Source organism: Shewanella sp. HL-SH2 (assembly GCF_051164935.1).
GTDB lineage: Bacteria > Pseudomonadota > Gammaproteobacteria > Enterobacterales > Shewanellaceae > Shewanella > Shewanella glacialimarina.
This window is the reverse complement of the sequence record NZ_CP195035.1, coordinates 119,318-136,770: the sequence shown is the minus strand read 5'-3', so window position 1 is coordinate 136,770 and position 17,453 is coordinate 119,318. Positions and strand designations below refer to the sequence as shown.

Genomic DNA, 17,453 nt, shown 5'->3' with positions numbered 1-17,453 from the left:
GTGCAGCGTTGCTACACGGCTTTTTTATTAGTTAAATGGGGAGGTTATCTTCAAGATTTACACTATTTTATTCAGGTTCAATTCAAAAAAAACTGCTATGGTTGCCATTCTTCCCCATACCTATTAGGCATAATAATGACAACAACTCCTATCAAATCAGCCTTATCTTTATCATTACTTGCGACAGCACTTTTCTCCGTTGCAAGCCTTGCGGCAGATGACATTCAAAATCAATATTTTGATGCGTTATCTGCCCACTGTGGCAAAGCGTTTGAAGGTGTGGTGACCGCAGGTAGCAGTGCTGATGATGGTTTTAGCGGTAAAAAATTGGTGATGCATGTGCGTGAATGTAGCGACACCGAATTAAAAGTGCCATTTCATGTTGGCGATGATCATTCTCGTACTTGGGTGATCACTAAAACTGAAACCGGTTTACGCTTAAAGCATGATCACCGCCACAAGGATGGCACAGAAGATAAAGTCACTATGTACGGTGGCGATACCGCAGATTCTGGTACGGTTACCCAACAATCTTTTCCGGTTGATGCTGAGTCCATTGCCAACTTTAAGCAAAACGGTCTAGATCAGTCAGTGACCAATGTATGGCACATGTACATAGAGCCAAACACCTTTACTTACCGCCTAACTCGCGAAGAACGTAACTTTAGAGTCGACTTTGACTTGACCAAACCCGTCGCATTACCGCCAACTCCTTGGGGGCATAAGTAATGTTGTTTGAAGCATAAGTCTGCATAAATTACATATAAGTTTACATAGTGACAAATAAGTGTGCATAATTTGAACTATAAGTTTGCATAGTGTACTCTTTATTGGTCATTTAACTAGATATGAGCATTTTTATGTACCAAAGAAATATAAAGCATTCTCGCGTGAAGAACCTCTATAAATTCTCGAGCTTAAAGAATCGTGCTTCGTTAACGGTAGAGTCTTCATTAGAATTTGATGCTTGTTTTCATTTTGAATACAGCAAGTCGGTGTCAACCTTTGAAGCTCAGCCTATTGGTTTTTACTACCAGTATTATGGTAAGTCCCTTCCTTACACCCCTGATTTTTTGGTCTCAATTGCAGATGGTAAGCAGATTTACTATGAGGTTAAGTATTCAAAAGATGCTTGTAATCCAGAGGTTAAAGATAGATTTAGGCATAAACAGAGGTCTTGTATTGAGCAGGGCTTAGAACTCCGATTGATCACCGAACGCCAGTTACGGAAAGGTCCGCTTCTTAATAACCTTAAACTGTTACACCGCTATTCTGGAGATTCAAAATACAATACTCAAATTGAATGGGTTTTAGCATTGATACGTATGAGTGGCGTAGTGACGGTGCGTGAACTACTTGATGAATCCAAGTTAAGCCAAGGGCAACTTAATAAACTGGTTCTAACTGGCGCATCACAGGGGCTAATACGGTTTGACTTAGATGCGACTCCTTTTGGTTTAGATACAGAAATTTTTATTCCCCATGGATGAAGATACTGACCTATTTAAGGATGAAATTGACGAGCTAGATGCAGAGATTTTTAGTGTAAATCGTGATGCCGAAGTTCCGATTACTATTAATGCTAGCAAATCTCTTGAGATGCATGATCAAGCTATTCAAAACGAAACTAAAAAGCGTTTGCACTACGTCAGATTTATTGAGAAACGTATAGATGGAGGTTGGACTCAGAAGAACATAGATCCACTGCTGGCAGAGATGACCTCCTATGATAATGAACCTAAGCCAAAGTGGCGTGCTATCGCTGCTTGGTATAGTAAATATAAAAAATCTAATTTCTGCATAACTGCACTTATTCCCTCCCATGGTAAAAAAGGTAATAGAGCTCTTAAAAATAGCAGTGGTGACTTTTACTTTAATAAAGCATTGGAAGACAAATATTTACGAAAAGAGCGCCCAAGTGTCGCAACTACCTACCGTTACTATTATGATCTAATTCAAGTCGAAAATAGCCGTTTAGTTTCAGGAGAAATTATTCCTCTTTCCTATACTGGCTTTAATGCTCGTATTAAAAGTTTAGAACCCTATGAGGTTGACTCAGCACGTTTTGGCCGTAGCTATGTTCAAAAAAAATACAAACTAGGCAATAAATTTGCAGATCCAACCAGTGTCATGGAGCGAGTAGAGATAGATCATACGGTACTAGATTTCACTGTATTAATGGAAGATAACCAGACCGTGATTGGGCGGCCAACTATTACGGCACTCGTGGATTGCTATAGTAGTTGCGTTGTGGGTTTTTACGTCAGTTTTAATGAGCCTAGTCATTTATCTATTCGAGCAGCATTAGTTAATACGATGCTGAGTAAAGATGATGTAATTAATCGTTTTTCAAGTATTAATGCTGAATGGCCTTGCCATGGAAAAATTGAGCTTTTAGTCGTTGATAATGGAGTTGAGTTTTGGGGGGATTCGTTAGAGTCTGCTTGTAAAGAGCTTGGTATTAATACGAGTTACAATCCCGTTGGCAAACCTTGGAAAAAGCCCAAAGTGGAGCGTTTTTTTAGAACATTAAATACAGAGTTTTTAGACTCGCTGCCAGGAAAAAACTTTAGAAGTATTGATGCCAAAGGGGATTACCAACCAGATAAAGAAGCTGTCATCAGTTTTAGTTTATTTAATGAATTACTACATAAGTGGATTATCGAGGTTTACAACCAAAAAGCCGATGACCGAAAAACACGAGTGCCAATTGCAAAGTGGTATGAAGGTGCGTCAGTTTATCCACCGATTGAATATACTGGTGACGATCAAGAGCTACTGCGCGTCAAATTAGGAGTTTTAGACACACGTTCTATTTCAAAAGATGGTATCCAGTTTTTGCACTTGCGGTACGATTCAGCAGAATTATTGGAGTATCGAAAATACACGCCAGTTGCCTCTAAGCGTGGTTTGAAAGCTGATATAAAAGTTAATCCTCACGATTTAAGCTACATCTATGTGTATTTAGAACAGCAAGAATGCTACCTCAAAGTACCCGCTAAAGATCCCGATGGCTATACCATTGGCCTCACGCTAACCCAGCATAAGGTCAATATTAAAAATCGTCGAAGAAACGTTACCGATTTTCAAGACTCAGTATCGCTTGCGCAGAGCCGGTTAGAGATTGATCAGATGGTCAATCAAGCACTGGTGAACAAACAAAAGCAAAAAGGAATGAAGAAGTTAGCAAAATACCAAGGCATAGACAGCAATACTCAACATGTAATGGTACCAATGAATACCTCACAAGCTTTACCATCTGCGAAGGCGCCTGAAAATGATAACAATAAATTCGACCCCATGGATTGGGACAGTGATGACATAGAGGCGTTTTAAGTATGGATATAATGGCAACAGCGACTCAGTTTTCCTTATGTTATATAGAGCACCCTTATGTGAAAGGTATAATCGATGAACTGGATAATTTACGAGCTCGACGTTTACTCTCGAAAGATCAGCAATGCATTTTAATAACCGGTGAAGCTGGAACTGGGAAAAGTGCACTAATTGACCATTATAAAGCTAAGGCGTTGGCTAGCGAATTAAATAGCAGGCGGATACCTGTATTACTAACTCGTATCTCGGCTAAACGTGATTTAGATAGTACTTTAGTGCAAATGCTTCATGATCTTGAGCTATTTGGTACTGGTCGATACAAGTCGCGCCGTGGCTTTGTAAGAAATCTAGAGAAGGATTTAGTCGAAGCCTTAAAACGTACTAAGGTTGAGTTGATTATTATCAATGAGTTTCAAGAGATACTCGAATATAAAAGCAAGCAAGAGCGTCAAGCTATCGGAAATTCACTAAAATACATAAGTGAGGAGGCTCAAGTTCCGATAGCTTTTGTGGGAATGCCATGGGCTGAGCAAATTTGCGAAGATCCTCAATGGGCATCTCGGCTTATTCGTAAACGTACATTGAAGCACTTCTATTTTAAAGATATTAATGAAAGACGTTATTACCTGTCGTATCTAAAGGGGTTGGCGAGCCGTATGCCCTTTGCATTACCGCCAGATTTAGCTTCTCCTACCATTGCAATCCCTTTGTTTGCTGCAACTAAAGGAGAAAATCGTTTCATTAAAGAGTTATTAAAAGAAGCGCTAATTCTTGCGTTAGAACAACAGGACTGCACGATATCGTTAGCGCATTTAGGCATTGTTTACGCTTCTATGGTTCCAGAACAACCTAATGTGTTCGAACTTCCTGTTGAGCAGATATTACTTAAAGAGGTTGAAAGCCAATCTCGGATAAATTTCGATATGCAAACTGTTGATCAGCTTACCATCGGGCCAAAGTATACCAAGCCGATGGCGCTTAGCGATATTTTAAGTTTGAAATGATTGAGGGAGGTTTTCTGTCGTTTGTTAAACGCCTTGAAGCTAATTTATAGATTCGGCTCAGCTACTGAGTAAATAATTGTCAAACATCCTGACGATTTGCTCTTTATATGAACCTAGCAATGCCAAATTATAAGTGTTCTCTTCGTCAATGGCTGACTTATGTGAAGTGCTAGCATGCCCATTAGTATTGGATAATGAAAAACCTGACAGGTCCACATGTAACTCATTACCGACATTCCCCTGAGTAGCTTCACTCGATGTTAATTGCGGTAACTCTAGGTCTAAATCCTGTGAGCCAGTCTGCTCGATAACCACTGATTGCTCTGGTAAATCTTGGTCAATTCTATAAGCAAACTCTGTCAGGCTTGTTTCAGCTAACGTGAATAACCAAGCTTGTTGAGTCTCATCTGAATTAACTCTTAATATTCGACCTAGCACTTGTCGGTAATGCATTTCAGTTTTTATTCGGCTTAAATGACAACATACTTGCAGCCTAGGGATATCAGTACCTTCAGAAATCATCCCTACACTCACAATCCACTGAGCGTTACTTTGTCGAAAGCCATCAATAATACGGGAAGGATGCTTTAAGTTAGATGTCACGATACAAGCACTTTGCTTAAGATCAGAGACAAGTATTTGGAGTAATCGTTTAGCATGCTTAATTGACGCAGCGACAACTAGACCACCGGCATTCGGATTACTCAGGCGTATTTCAGCTAATTTTTTAACGCTTTGATTCAACATATAATACATTATTTGATGATGATTAATTAACGCCTGATAACTGTATCTTGGTTCTAACAAAAGCTCAGCTATAGATGCAAATGTCTCAATCTCTTGATCAATTTCTAGTTTGATTTTGTTGTTATCAATTAAAACGATATTAGGCTGACGACAGACGTTATCCTCTATTGCCTGCTTTAATCCATAGCTAAAATCACAGTGGATTGTATTATCTGGTTCAGTGAATCGTGAAAGAACTATAGGGGCCTTATCTGAGCGCCAAGGTGTACCAGAAAGCGCCAAAGTATAAGCTGCATTATATTGAATGTTTAACAGCACCTCCTCCCCCCAAGCATTGGCATTAGTTAGTAGACTGCCCTTTAAGTGATGTACTTCATCCATAATCACAAACACTTTATGAGTACGCAAAAGCTGCCAGAATGCTTCTGTTAATGAGGGCATAAACTGATAGGTATAGACACTACCAATTGCTCCCATAAGTCCATCAAAGCGTTTATTTAAGCGTTTAGAGAAAGTACTTCTAATACTATCGTTGACTTCTGAAGATGGAGAAAAACACAGTACAAAGTCAATTTTACCCATAGCAATAAGTCTTGCGGCTAGTTCTGCCGCCATAATAGTTTTACCCGCACCTGGTGTAGCTAAACACATAAAATGACTTTGAGTTTGATATCGTGCTAACGCAGCATCAACGCATTGGCTTTGCCATTGTCTTAACTTCACTGTGATAAGCCTTTAAGGTCGTTAAGACAAGACTCTACAGCCTTAATTTTCCCCATCAGGGTTGAACTTTTATTGCGAGCATTCATGTATCTGGGATAAAGCCTAGGTTTTGAATTTGGGATTTCTTCCATAAGGCGTTTAAACTCTTCAGCCTCCCCAATGTATCCAAGTAAATCAACCTGGTATTGATTGAGTGTAGCCTTAAGTCGCGTTAATTCTTGAGAGCTGGCAGATGTCGTTACTGTCGTTTTCATGCGCGCTTTACTGGGCACTAGCTGTGACTTATCAAACAGTGCTGTTTTAAAATAAATATGCTTTTTTCCCTGATATTTTTTCTCTAAAAATCCAACATTTACCAGTTTTGCGCAAGCACGACGAACCAACTGATCTATATCTTTTGGCGAAACAGAGGAATTTATCTTCATTATCAAATTTTTTATCTGAGTAACAGTGAACTGATGAAGCTCTGCGGCAATGAGAATACTAAACAAAGTTTCATTTATACGGATTAATTTTATAGTCACGATTTTTACCAATAGTGTTTATTTTCAATGTTTAACGAGCCACTCCATGACATTTTTTACTTTTAAATCAACTGTACCTTCATTGATCGATAACTTGATATGACTTAGCTCAGATAAAAACTTGACAACAACGAGCAAAAAGCTAAGGATTCCTTAGTATACCTTAAGGCAAAAAACTAAGACAATCTAAGTTATCTGGAATTAATAATAAAAATGAACTCGTGTCAGAAAAACAGATTAACCCATTGCCGCATAGGCTTAAGCAGGCGAGAAAGGCTAAGGGCATTAGCCAAAAGCAACTTGGTATCCAATTGGGTATGGAACCCGGTACGGCAAGCGCGCGCATGAATCATTATGAAAAGGGCAAGCACACCCCCGATTATGCAACGCTAAAAGCGATGGCTGATGAGCTGGGTGTGCCAGTGGCTTATTTTTTCTGTGAATCAGAAAGCACAGCTGAATTGCTGTGCTTTCTTGAAAAGATGACTGAGGAGGAAAAGGCTGATTTGGTTAAACAGATTACTGGTAATTAACCTTATTCTAAATTAAAAAGTTCTAAGCTTCTTGTATTTTAATAATCAGGTTCCCGAGCTCCAACTCTAGGTCACTTAGCTCGGTAAGCTGCTGGTTAACTTGGAGGTTACCTGTTGTGATTTCATCTAATGTGGACTGAGTTTTCTGGATTTCTTCACCATGTATACCTCTTACAGTATCCAAAATCCCCGCCAGAAATTGCTGCTCAAGGTCCTTGGCTATTTTACGAAATTCTCTGCGAATGTTTGCTCGTGCATCACGCATAGTTGTTCGTTGCTCATCCTGTTTGATATCGTCATATATTTGCAGGCCAATACCAACAATTGCCAATGCAGGACCTAGGTAACGGGCAACATTTCCAATATTTTTAGCAATATTCACTGCTTGCCATGGTTTAAATTTTACGCCCAAAAATTTCCCAAAAACTTTAATTCCATTATGTAAGGAGCTACCAGATACTCCTGCTGCATTACCTAAATTTTTAGCAGTTGCATTAACTCCTTTAGCGCTATTACTGGTTAAATTCAATCCTTTTTGAGCCCAACCTGAAAGTTTGGCATAACGTTCATTAGCATCACCGTTGTAGTCAGAAAACTTTATTTGATCGCCAAAATGCTTAAAACTATCATCATTACTTGATGTGATTTTTTCTATTGCATCGTTTAAGGCTTTTGCTAGCTGACTATCTTCTAATTGCTCTAATTCAGAAGTAACTTGCTTGATATGAGAATTGACTACTCCAATAAAGTCCTCAGACAACTTATCAACTTCGAACTTACAGTTCTTTTCTACTTCGTCTGATTTCGCCGTTACAGCCTCTTTGCTACTATTTTCACAAATCATTTCAGCCAAATCATCACCACAATCAGAAATCTTATTAAGGGTACTATTCAGCATCTCCGTCATCGTTCGTTTTAGGCGTAATTCTCCCTCGCGTAAAATCGAAAGTCTACGATGAAGCAGTTCTATCAGCAGTTTCTCTTCAGGGGCTGTTACTGATTTTTCTTCCCTAAGCTTACGAACTAATGACTGTATACCACTTAGCGGTGTCGTTAATTGACCTAATATGCCTTTCTGCTCCACAAACATGTTAATTGATGTAACGAGAGCTTCAAAATTACTCTCTTTAAAAAGGTCATTGCGGTCTTCAACATCATTTTCATTCAAGGCCTCTAAATAACATTCAGCATCAATAAAAGTCGTTCTGAAGTCTTCAGGAAGCATCGGTTCTAATACTGGAAGTAAAGATGAAATTTTAGTTTTTCCCGAGCCACTATCTCGGGCCATTTTATTGACGACTAATAGCATTTCTTTCGCTTTGTGTCGTTCAAATGCAAGTTGTCTAAAATGTTTGCCAATTACGTCATCAAACAATTCATTCGTAATTACAAAGATTAAAAGATCAGCTTTATCAATAGCAGTGTAAGTTGTCTGATCATGATCCGAACGTCCTGCATGTACTCCTGGAGTATCGAGAACTTGTATATTATTCCAGTTATAAGCTGTAACTTTATCAGTGCAAATATTCGAGTCGATTTTTATTTTATCATCACCTGTCAATGCTTTTAGAATGCTCGATTTTCCTGCATTGTACTGACCGACAAAGGCTAATTTGAGTACTACTTTTTCACCATCGAACATACATTTTATTTGATTTGTATAAGATGGTTCAATACTTTGTACAACATCCAAAACCTTCTTGTGTATCAAAGAGGTTTTATGCTGAAATGAAGATAAGTTAATCATATTCAGGTCCTTTACGTTAATTTAATGCCACTATACTGATATGAATATTTAATAAAGCCGTTACCAACTTGATTCTCCATCCTGCTCGTCCAATAATTTTACCAATAGAGGATTTGGGTGCATAAACTGTGGCTTGATTGTCAATAACCACCACTTTAGAATTAGATATGTGGTTAATATTTAATGCATGTGAAATCATATTTTCTGGTGCGCTATTATAAACAACGATGACTAATTCATTTAGAGACTGTCCAATTTTATTTAGAAGAGTAGGGTTTCTAAAATATCCATTCACAGTAAAGAAACAACCTTCACCAGGAATGCGAACAATATTATTAATGTCTGGGGATTGTTGATCACTTACTGCTAAAGCACTTTGTTGAATTAAACGGCGATTAACACTGCATAATAACGTATTACATTGTAGTGAACCTTCATCTAATGAATGACATACTTGATTCACGCCTTTAACAAGATCTTCAGTATCCTTCAGTAATACTTCAATTACTCCGATACGGATATGTTTATCAAACCAACTAATAATATTTATTGTTGATGATTTACTCTGTTGATCAATATTTGCACGAATATCTTTAGCTACTTTTGTTTTCTGGTTGCTAAGTTTTTTCTCTTTTGAATCAGAGAAAAAATTAAAAATACCAAATACTACGGCTATACCTCCTAACGTCCAGCCAATTGGATTCCAAAAATTAGTTGAGCCTGTTATTGCAAGTACTCCAGCAATTGCCGAAAATCCACCTGATATAGCTCCTCCCCAACCAGTTAAACGCTTATAATCAAATGGACTGTATGAACTTTGACTCTCAAATTTAAATGTCTGTGAAAACTCAATGTCTTGTTGAACTTCGCGATTAAACTGCTCTACTTTATTCTTTACATCATTTTGAATATCTTCCATGACTTTTTTTATATTGGACTCAATCCCTGATTTTTCAAGATGAAATTTCCAAAGCCGATCAAAGTCTTTGTGCTCAATATTATCATCAACAAAAGAGCCTATTGTCTGCTTAAATGATGAATAAGCGCCATCAACTTTTCGCTCAACTAAGTTCTGAAGTTCTTTGTGATAATTATTGAACCATGAGTGAAATTGTTTTCTTTTTTCGTCAATGGTATTGCTATATATCCGAAGTTGTTTATTATTTTCTATAAGATGCTGATCTAGGAAATCAAGATGACCGTATGCACTGTCTAGTAGTGATTGGATGCGACGCACAGGGCCATTCGTTGAAATTTCGTCGCTTAATAAGTCAAAAAGCTCTGGTAATCTGCTAGCTTTGTAAAGTCTATCTGCTTCAGTAGCGTCGGTTTCTAGCCCAGCTAAATAAGCCGCTTGAGCGTGTAATGGTACAATTTTAAGACGATTTGATCTGATACCTAATTCATCCCTCGCTAGTTCTTCAAGGCGTTGAATATGCCCCCCGATTTTATCTTCTGAAAAGAAGCCTTCTGGATCTTTTAAGAAGCGTTTACGATGAATTTTTTTTGTAAGATCTTGCTTAACATTGAGCACGAAAATAACGGGTTTGTTTTTGGCACTCAGCCCTTTTATCTCTTGGATTGTTGAAAGCTGTACGCTATCGGAGCTTAATAAGAATAGAATTAGATCGCTTTCTTCAACAATTGAATGGGCTATGGCTGTATCTTCTTCACCTCCCCAGGCACCAAAACCTGGTGTATCGACAACTCTTAGGTTTTGCCATTCATACTCTTTGATATCTCGGGTTGTTCTTTGTGCTCCTTGTCCAATACTAGAGCCATCACCGCCAGTTATAGCTTCGCGAATTGTACTTTTACCGGCCATTGTTCGACCAAAAAGCATAACTGTAAATTTTTCCAGTTTCTTTGCTCGTTGAGAAATGGATTGGTTATATTTGAGCATAGCCGAATCTAAGTCATGATTTAGACTTCGTGATATTTCATATAATTTTAGAGTAGAAGGATCTTTCTTTCCAAGTAAACTTTCACCTTGATTCACTACTTTAGATATTTGTTGTTTAAGTCCTTTAACGAAATAGTCCGTGTTTGATAGATTACCCTTTACAAATTGGTACTCTGCTTTTGCAGCTTCTTTGCTTTTTGTAAGCGCATCAAGATAATGTTGATTCATTGATTTCTCTTCTATAGAGTGTCAAAACCTATCGTAAACAACTTAATATACTGAAAAATCAAGCCATCATAGGTTCATCAGCAACGACATTCGCATTTGCATTCACTTTTCGTATCACCCCAAATAACTCGACTACTTTGCCTTCGTCAAAAAAGCCGTAGGCGCTTTCGCCGTGGTAATCGGTAAATGGCGGTTCGAATATTTGGGCCATTTCGAGTACGCCGTTATGCACTAGATGATCGATAACTTGGTTCACAAAGTTGATTTGCTCGGCGTTATAAATACCGTCGTCTAAAAAGCTGCTGAAGGCTTCTTTAGCTGCATTTAAGTCTAGTCCTACCAATTGGCGAATAAACGCGCCTAAGGGCTTCTCCTGCAATATTTGATGGCGATAAGCCTCTACGTCACTCATGCCGCTGGCATCCAATAGCAATCCATCGAGTACGTCTAAGTCGGCTTGGGTGATCGGCTTATTACGTTTTAGCTTTTGAATGGTTAACTGATCTTGATGATCTTTAATATACAGTTCAATTTTCTTGCGATATTGGGCTAAATCCATGGTTGGGCTTTGATAAACAGCGGTAACGTCATGTACGCCTTGTATGTCATCTTCAAAGTTGGTGTACACCACTTCTTTTTTTCTTTATCGATAGCGAACATTAAGTTACGTAAACGTCTACGTATATCTTCAAGTGTTACTAGATGGATGTCTTGCCAAAACTCGTGAGTTTGTATGTCTTGGATCAGTTGTAACTGAGCCTGAATGGCAGGAATATTAGCTTTTTCTTCTAGTAACTGAGCAAATTCCATTACTCGTAATCGAGATTGTTCCGGCACCATGCCTTTTTCAAGCAATGCCAGTTGCATGGTTAAAATAATATTATCAAAGCGGTTCGATAAGTTATTGGGTTGTTCGTCTTGATTAAAGGCTTCTGCTTCAGTGGGTAGCACAGACACATGGCTTTCTAGCTCAGTAAACTTGGTGTCATCGATATTATTCCAATGGTGGCGGTTTAAAAAGGGTTCAACCGCTTGGCGTTTTGGTCTAACAATAAAGTTATCTAGATTCATGCCTATAACTTGATGATGCAACATATCAAGCTGATAGGTGTTTAAGCCACGCAATAAATTACAGTCTTCTGGGTGCTTGTCTTGGTAGCTTTTATCTTGCAGGCGATTGTTAAGTAAAATACTAAGCTTTACACGTTTTTCGAACACTTGTTGAGTGACTGGTTGAGTGATACCTACGGGTAAACCTTCTGGGTTAGCATCAAAATACTCAAAATTTTGGCAGTAATCGAACACTTTAAAGGTGGTTTTATTATCGTTTGGACCAAATAAATGCGGGCATAAACGGGTGCCACGGCCAATCATCTGAGTGAACTTCACCTTAGAGCGGATAACCTTAAAGAACACCAAATTAACCACTTCTGGCACGTCAATGCCGGTATCGAGCATGTCTACTGAAATCGCAATTCGGCAAGTTGGGTTTTTCGGGTCAAAGTCTTTACGATTGTTTTCATCGCCGCCAAACTCATCAATCAAGCTTTGGGCATAGGTTTCTTTAAAGGTGATAACCCGTGCCAGCTTACCGGCCCATTTAGGGTAGTTTTTATTAAACATCGTCTCTAAAAACACCGCATGGTCGTTATTGGCGGCAAATATGATGGTTTTACCAATCACGTCGCCACCTTCAACATGAATACCGCCAAGCTCCTCTTTACTCATTAGCTGGGCGAACATCTTTTCGGCTGTGTCTTCATTGAACAAGAATTTATTTAGCTCTGATGATAATACCTCTTCACGATCTTCAAGCTCTATTTTACTTTCCCATTCTAATTGTTCATCTTTCGATAACTCTTTGTATTTTATTCCATCTCGTAGAAATTTAGTTTTGACGGTTATTTTGGTCGGCGGGACTAAGTATTTTTCGGCATAGGCGCTGGCATCTTCATAGGCGTAGGTTGGCATGCCTTTTTGTAAGTCAAAAATGCCGTAAGTATCTTTTTCAACTTCATCTTTTGGGGTGGCGGTTAAGCCTACTAACAAGCCGTCAAAATACTCAAAAATTTGCCGATACTTTGAATACACTGAGCGATGGGCCTCATCGACAATGATTAAATCAAAATGGCCCACGCCAAATGGGCGCTCATCTGCACCACGGTCGAGTAGGTTTTTCATGGTGGGGTAAGTGGCAAAATACAAACGGCTTTCAATGCTGTCTTTGCTTTGGCCTGAACTTAACATAGCGCAACTCACGCGGGGTAATAGCCTAACGAAGTTCTTTTTCGCTTGAGTTAATAAAGCGTTGCGGTCGGCTAAAAATAAGATGTTTTTAATCCAATCATTTTTAACTAGCAAATCAACCAGGCTTATTACTGTACGGGTTTTACCAGTACCGGTAGCCATGACGAGCAGTGCTTTGCGCTGATGTTCTAATTCAAAGTCCTGCAAAATATGAGTAATTGCCGCTTTTTGATAGTGACGGTTAGTGATGTCGTTATTGATATCAAGGTTTTCAGTTTCAACCAGCGGGGTGTCATTGCCCGTCATAAAAAAAGCTTTACGATCGCGGCGGCGTTTTATCATTAGCGCCAGTTCAGCCTTAGTATAAAAACCTTGTACCTTACGTGGCGGATAAAAATAGTCATCCCACAAACGAGTTTCATAGCCATTGCTGTAAAATATCACTGGGCGCACGCCACACTGTTTTTGTAAGCAATCGGCATAGAGTTTGGCTTGCTGCTGGCCGTCTTCTGGGCGGCGACTGGTACGTTTGGCCTCTACCACCGCCAGTGCGGTGCCATCATCACCCCACAGCACATAATCCACAAAACCATTACCATTGGGGTTTGCGGTCGATATTGGCATGCTGCTAACCGGATACTCGCGGTCTCGCGCTTGGTTTAATGGCCAACCCGCTTCATTAAGCAGGGCGTCGATTAAGTAATGGCGGGTTTCGGCTTCGTTATAGTCGTGGGTATCAAGTTGCGTTTCTGCGCTTTGTTTGGCTTTGGCGATTTGCTCAAGCAAAGCTTGGTTTTCGGCCTTTAACGCGGCGTTTTCACTCAGCTGTTGCTGATACTCGTCACGCTTAACACTGTCACTTTCCGCCAGCTGTTTTTCGAGCTCTTGCACTCGCTTAATGCTACTCATGGCCTTAGTTACAAGACCCGCATCAATGGCAAGCTTGTGGGGGATTAATGCTTCATCAAATGGCGCAACGGTAAATTGCTGTCTGTCTAGCCCTGGCGTATAGGTGCGAACAAACCAATACAGCACATGGTGCAGCTCTTTTTCCGATTGTAAGGCATCACGTTGTGGCAGAGCGCTTTTGCCGTGTACCGCCTCGTTACCAATTTTGATGATCAGTTTAAGCTTAGGGAACAAGTTACTGCTTAAGTTTTGCTTAAAGCCTTGCTCATGAATAAGCGACATTAATGTCGCATCATGGCGTGGGCGGGTTAACAAGTTGTCTATGTCAAATACGGTTTCAACCATTAACTCCAGCGCATTGCGGGCATAAAAACCGGCAATGCGCGGGTCGGTTTTTATGTTGGCTTCAGCGCTTTTAGCCCGCAGCTGTATTTCAGCGCAGCGGGTGGAATACAGATCATTGCCTGTTCCGCTTGCAACCGCCACAGCCATAAAGTCAAAGTTGCTAATACCAAGAGAGCTAATGCCAAAAGCGCTAGCGCCATGAGTGGCTGTGGAAGCTGGAGGTTGGACCGTATCTGACATGTAAGTTCCTTTTACATCTTATTGGGTTTAGCGTAATCGAGATTAAGTTCGCCAGTGAATGCTTTTTGAATTAGCGAGTTAAAGTTACTTGAAATGTCATTCATCAGCTCTCTGTTTGTATCAATTTGTTGCTGTATTTTGTTCAATTGGATCGAGTATTTTTTTTGGTCGGTAAAACTGGGCAGATAGAAATCAAAGAGCGCTAATTCTTTCCTGTTAATTTTCGGAATATTAGCTCGTGAAGCCAACACCTCGAGATACTCATCAAATGTTAGAGATAAAATTAATCCCCAAATGAATTCTTTTGTAGAAATACCATCTACTGGCTCGAGTGGGTACATATCCGCACTACATAATCCATCAAAATTAGGAATTGCTACTTTTTTCAGATTGGGACGGATTTTTGAAAAAAGAACACATCCTTGTTTAAAATGAAATTTACCGCTAATTAATCCGTCTTCTTTTGCTGTTTTATAAGGTAGTATCCTCCCAGTGACTTTTTCAATGTGCTCAGGGCCTATATGTGGCATATGTTCATATTGTTCTAACTTGGGATCTACTAATTTACTTGAAATATTAAATATTTCACTGAAAAATACTTTCTTCGTATAACGTTCTTTTACCCGAAGATCACCAAACATCTCAATAAACACGGACTGGGCGAGGCTGTTTAGCTCTTGCTCCATTTGCTTACAGTCTTTACGCAGTTGATCGGCTTTTTCTAACACAGCCGCAATTTGCTTTTGGGTTTCGAGTGGTGGGAGTGGGATTTTTGTACCTAAAAAATCCCCTCTATTCACATGTTTCATGGTCGAACCACGAGTGAACTTAAGCATTGCAGAGATTGCATCTCTCAAGGCATATCGTAAGTAATCTTTATTTACTTTTTCAAAGTTAGGCTCAACTTTAAATATATGCTGATTTAAAAGAGCATCTTCTCTATGCCATTCAAAAACATCCAAAGTCGCAGACCAAGAAACTAGCAAGTCACCCTTGATGACATGATATTTTTCAGGAACTTCCATTGAAGAGTAATTAAACGGCTTGGAAGAATCTGTTAGATTCTGGATACGAATAATTGGTTTACCTTCTTCTTCCCAGTGTGCGGGCTTAAACGCAAAGCCATTTATGAAATTAGCTATTGAGCCCAATTCAACTAGTGGCCAACTCATTTCAGTAATCCTTCAAGCTCTGCCACACCCTTCGCCATCTTCTCTTGCAGGGTTTTAATCCGCGTTAAAATCACTTTAGGTGAGTCGTACTGCACTTCTTCGTACACCACTTCTTTGTAGCGATTCAGGCTTAAATCACAATCGTTGGCGGTAATGCTTGCCACTGGCACCATAAAACTTTGTTCGGTGGTTTTGCGGCTGTGCTCTGGGCTGGCAAGGTTGGCCGTGCCATCTGGATTGGTCAAACCGGCGTAACGGGCAATGATATCGGCGATATTACTTTGCTCGTGGGTCGGTTCGGCACCGTCTTTAAAAAGTGGTGTACGTTTGTCGTCAAGCGAGAAACCATCGGCTTGCATGTCGTAAAACCACACTTTGTCGGTGCCGCCAGAATTGGTTTTAGTGAAGATTAAAATCGCGGTGCTGACACCGGCATAAGGCTTAAATACCCCTGATGGCAATGAGATAACCGCTTCGAGCTTTTGCTCATTAACGATTTTTTCGCGAATGCTTTTGTGGGATTTGGTCGAGCCGAATAACACCCCGTCTGGCACGATAACCGCAGCACGACCACCGACTTTTAGCATGCGTAAAATCAGCGCTAAAAATAATAATTCAGACTTTTCGGTTGGGCCATTGGCTTTGACTTCTACTTGCGTTTCAACACCGTTTTCGTCAATTTCAGTTTTATACTTTGGCGCCACTTTTTTCGTGGCTGGGTTTTTGCCTAAGGCGCGCAGTAAGTCAGGGGCGACGATGTCAAAATCGACCGAACCTTTAAACGGCGGGTTAGCCAAAATTAAGTTATAGGCTTCACTGATATTGGCATCGCCTTGGTCTTGTAAGCTGTCGCGATACAGTACACTTGGATTTTCAATGCCGTGCAATAGCATATTCATTGCGCCTATGCGCAGCATGCTTTTGTCAAAGTCGAAACCAGTGAACATGGCATTATTCACATGTTTACGGTTTTCTGGCTTGTTAACCTCTTGCTTATAGTTGTTTTCAACGTATTCAAGCGCCGCCATTAAAAAGCCGCAGGTGCCAGATGATGGGTCACAAATGGTGTCACCTAATTTTGGCTGCATTAGCTCAACCATCATTTGGATTAGATTACGCGGGGTGCGGAACTGGCCATTAACGCCCGATTGCTGCAACTTGCTGAGTAGATATTCGTATAAGTCGCCTTTGGTGTCTTTGTCGTCCATATTGATGGCGCTAAGCAGTTGCACCACTTGGTCGAGCAACTTAGGTGACGGGATCATGAAGATGGCGTCTTTCATGTGCTCGGCAAAGCTGCCTTCATTGTGCAGGGCTTTGATTTTAGGAAACACTTGATTTTGGACTATGTCCATCATCACGTTAGGGTCTTTATCTTTAAAGTTGTTCCAGCGCAACGCTTGCTCGTCAGGGCCAAAAGTTGGGTTAGCAACAGGAATGCCAGTGGCCTGTGCACGACGCTCAGCGGTGCGCTGTAGCTCGTCTAAACGGCGAATAAATAACAGATAAGAGATTTGCTCGATTACCGAGATAGGATTGGCGACACCGCCGGTCCAAAACATCGTCCACACTTGGTCGATTTGATTACGTATTTTGCCTGTTAACATTGATTCTCTCTTGGGTATGCAATAGTACACATCAAACTTTTAGCGATAACTGAAGTGTGTACATAGGCTTGGCTATTTATTTAGCTTAAGCCCTTAAAAATTGGTTTTATCATATCAGCTAATGTGCAGTAAGTTATGGTTTCCGGTCAAGTTTTTGGTTTGTGTATTGATACTATTTCATCGGTGTA

General features: G+C 40.0%; 13 protein-coding genes. 5 read left to right on the top strand and 8 right to left on the bottom strand.

Features of this window, described 5'->3' with window-relative positions; all coding sequences use genetic code 11:
- Window positions 1–135 precede the first annotated feature (135 nt).
- The 4 genes from ACRWP9_RS00485 to ACRWP9_RS00470 all read left to right on the top strand — a co-directional run bounded on the left by ACRWP9_RS00485 (window position 136) and on the right by ACRWP9_RS00470 (window position 4,340).
- Window positions 136–729, top strand: a complete 594-nt coding sequence (locus ACRWP9_RS00485; RefSeq protein ID WP_434927393.1) for a hypothetical protein — start codon at window positions 136–138, stop codon at window positions 727–729.
- Window positions 730–890: 161 nt separating this feature from the next.
- Window positions 891–1,490, top strand: a complete 600-nt coding sequence (locus ACRWP9_RS00480; protein ID WP_434927392.1) for a TnsA endonuclease N-terminal domain-containing protein — start codon at window positions 891–893, stop codon at window positions 1,488–1,490.
- Window positions 1,483–3,336 carry a Mu transposase C-terminal domain-containing protein gene (locus ACRWP9_RS00475; RefSeq protein WP_434927391.1) on the top strand — a complete coding sequence of 618 codons (1,854 nt, stop codon included), beginning with the start codon at window positions 1,483–1,485 and terminating at the stop codon, window positions 3,334–3,336. Before ACRWP9_RS00480 ends, ACRWP9_RS00475 begins: the two co-directional genes overlap by 8 nt.
- A 2-nt stretch (window positions 3,337–3,338) precedes the next feature.
- Window positions 3,339–4,340: a TniB family NTP-binding protein gene (locus tag ACRWP9_RS00470; RefSeq protein WP_434927390.1), complete on the top strand. Its 1,002-nt coding sequence runs from the start codon at window positions 3,339–3,341 to the stop codon at window positions 4,338–4,340.
- Between the two features lie 57 nt (window positions 4,341–4,397).
- Here the strand turns inward: ACRWP9_RS00470 and ACRWP9_RS00465 are convergent, their stop codons facing one another.
- A complete protein-coding gene (locus ACRWP9_RS00465; RefSeq protein WP_434927389.1) occupies window positions 4,398–5,810 on the bottom strand; it encodes a DEAD/DEAH box helicase in 1,413 nt (470 codons plus the stop codon).
- Window positions 5,807–6,334, bottom strand: a complete 528-nt coding sequence (locus tag ACRWP9_RS00460; protein ID WP_434927388.1) for a hypothetical protein — start codon at window positions 6,332–6,334, stop codon at window positions 5,807–5,809. The genes ACRWP9_RS00465 and ACRWP9_RS00460 overlap by 4 nt, the downstream gene beginning before the upstream one ends.
- A 221-nt stretch (window positions 6,335–6,555) precedes the next feature.
- On the opposite strand from ACRWP9_RS00460, the gene ACRWP9_RS00455 reads away from it, so the two are divergent.
- A complete protein-coding gene (locus tag ACRWP9_RS00455) occupies window positions 6,556–6,867 on the top strand; it encodes a helix-turn-helix domain-containing protein (protein WP_434927387.1) in 312 nt (103 codons plus the stop codon).
- A 22-nt stretch (window positions 6,868–6,889) separates the two neighbouring features.
- Here the strand turns inward: ACRWP9_RS00455 and ACRWP9_RS00450 are convergent, their stop codons facing one another.
- From ACRWP9_RS00450 to ACRWP9_RS00425, 6 genes are read right to left on the bottom strand one after another with little or no spacing between them, the layout of a single operon-like run.
- Complete coding sequence (locus ACRWP9_RS00450; RefSeq protein ID WP_434927386.1) at window positions 6,890–8,614, bottom strand: GTPase; 1,725 nt, start codon at window positions 8,612–8,614, stop codon at window positions 6,890–6,892.
- A 16-nt stretch (window positions 8,615–8,630) separates the two neighbouring features.
- Window positions 8,631–10,745 carry a GTPase gene (locus ACRWP9_RS00445; RefSeq protein WP_434927385.1) on the bottom strand — a complete coding sequence of 705 codons (2,115 nt, stop codon included), beginning with the start codon at window positions 10,743–10,745 and terminating at the stop codon, window positions 8,631–8,633.
- A gap of 58 nt (window positions 10,746–10,803) precedes the next feature.
- The gene (locus ACRWP9_RS00440) at window positions 10,804–11,376 is read right to left on the bottom strand and encodes a type I restriction-modification enzyme R subunit C-terminal domain-containing protein (protein ID WP_434927384.1); all 573 of its coding nucleotides are present in this window, start codon (window positions 11,374–11,376) and stop codon (window positions 10,804–10,806) included.
- Entirely contained in the window at window positions 11,295–14,486 is a 3,192-nt protein-coding gene (locus ACRWP9_RS00435) for a DEAD/DEAH box helicase family protein (protein ID WP_434927383.1), read from the bottom strand. Before ACRWP9_RS00435 ends, ACRWP9_RS00440 begins: the two co-directional genes overlap by 82 nt.
- Window positions 14,487–14,497: 11 nt before the next feature.
- The gene (locus ACRWP9_RS00430; RefSeq protein ID WP_434927382.1) at window positions 14,498–15,658 is read right to left on the bottom strand and encodes a restriction endonuclease subunit S; all 1,161 of its coding nucleotides are present in this window, start codon (window positions 15,656–15,658) and stop codon (window positions 14,498–14,500) included.
- Window positions 15,655–17,265, bottom strand: a complete 1,611-nt coding sequence (locus ACRWP9_RS00425) for a type I restriction-modification system subunit M (protein WP_434927381.1) — start codon at window positions 17,263–17,265, stop codon at window positions 15,655–15,657. The genes ACRWP9_RS00430 and ACRWP9_RS00425 overlap by 4 nt, the downstream gene beginning before the upstream one ends.
- Between the last annotated feature and the right edge of the window lie 188 nt (window positions 17,266–17,453).

Bases quoted from the DNA above. Each gene is read 5' to 3' on its own strand.
- ACRWP9_RS00450 (WP_434927386.1), bottom strand. From the start codon at position 8,614: ATGATTAACTTATCTTCATTTCAGCATAAAACCTCTTTGATACACAAG.
- ACRWP9_RS00470 (WP_434927390.1), top strand. From the start codon at position 3,339: ATGGATATAATGGCAACAGCGACTCAGTTTTCCTTATGTTATATAGAG.
- ACRWP9_RS00475 (WP_434927391.1), top strand. From the start codon at position 1,483: ATGGATGAAGATACTGACCTATTTAAGGATGAAATTGACGAGCTAGAT.
- ACRWP9_RS00430 (WP_434927382.1), bottom strand. From the start codon at position 15,658: ATGAGTTGGCCACTAGTTGAATTGGGCTCAATAGCTAATTTCATAAAT.
- ACRWP9_RS00435 (WP_434927383.1), bottom strand. From the start codon at position 14,486: ATGTCAGATACGGTCCAACCTCCAGCTTCCACAGCCACTCATGGCGCT.
- ACRWP9_RS00445 (WP_434927385.1), bottom strand. From the start codon at position 10,745: ATGAATCAACATTATCTTGATGCGCTTACAAAAAGCAAAGAAGCTGCA.
- ACRWP9_RS00425 (WP_434927381.1), bottom strand. From the start codon at position 17,265: ATGTTAACAGGCAAAATACGTAATCAAATCGACCAAGTGTGGACGATG.
- ACRWP9_RS00485 (WP_434927393.1), top strand. From the start codon at position 136: ATGACAACAACTCCTATCAAATCAGCCTTATCTTTATCATTACTTGCG.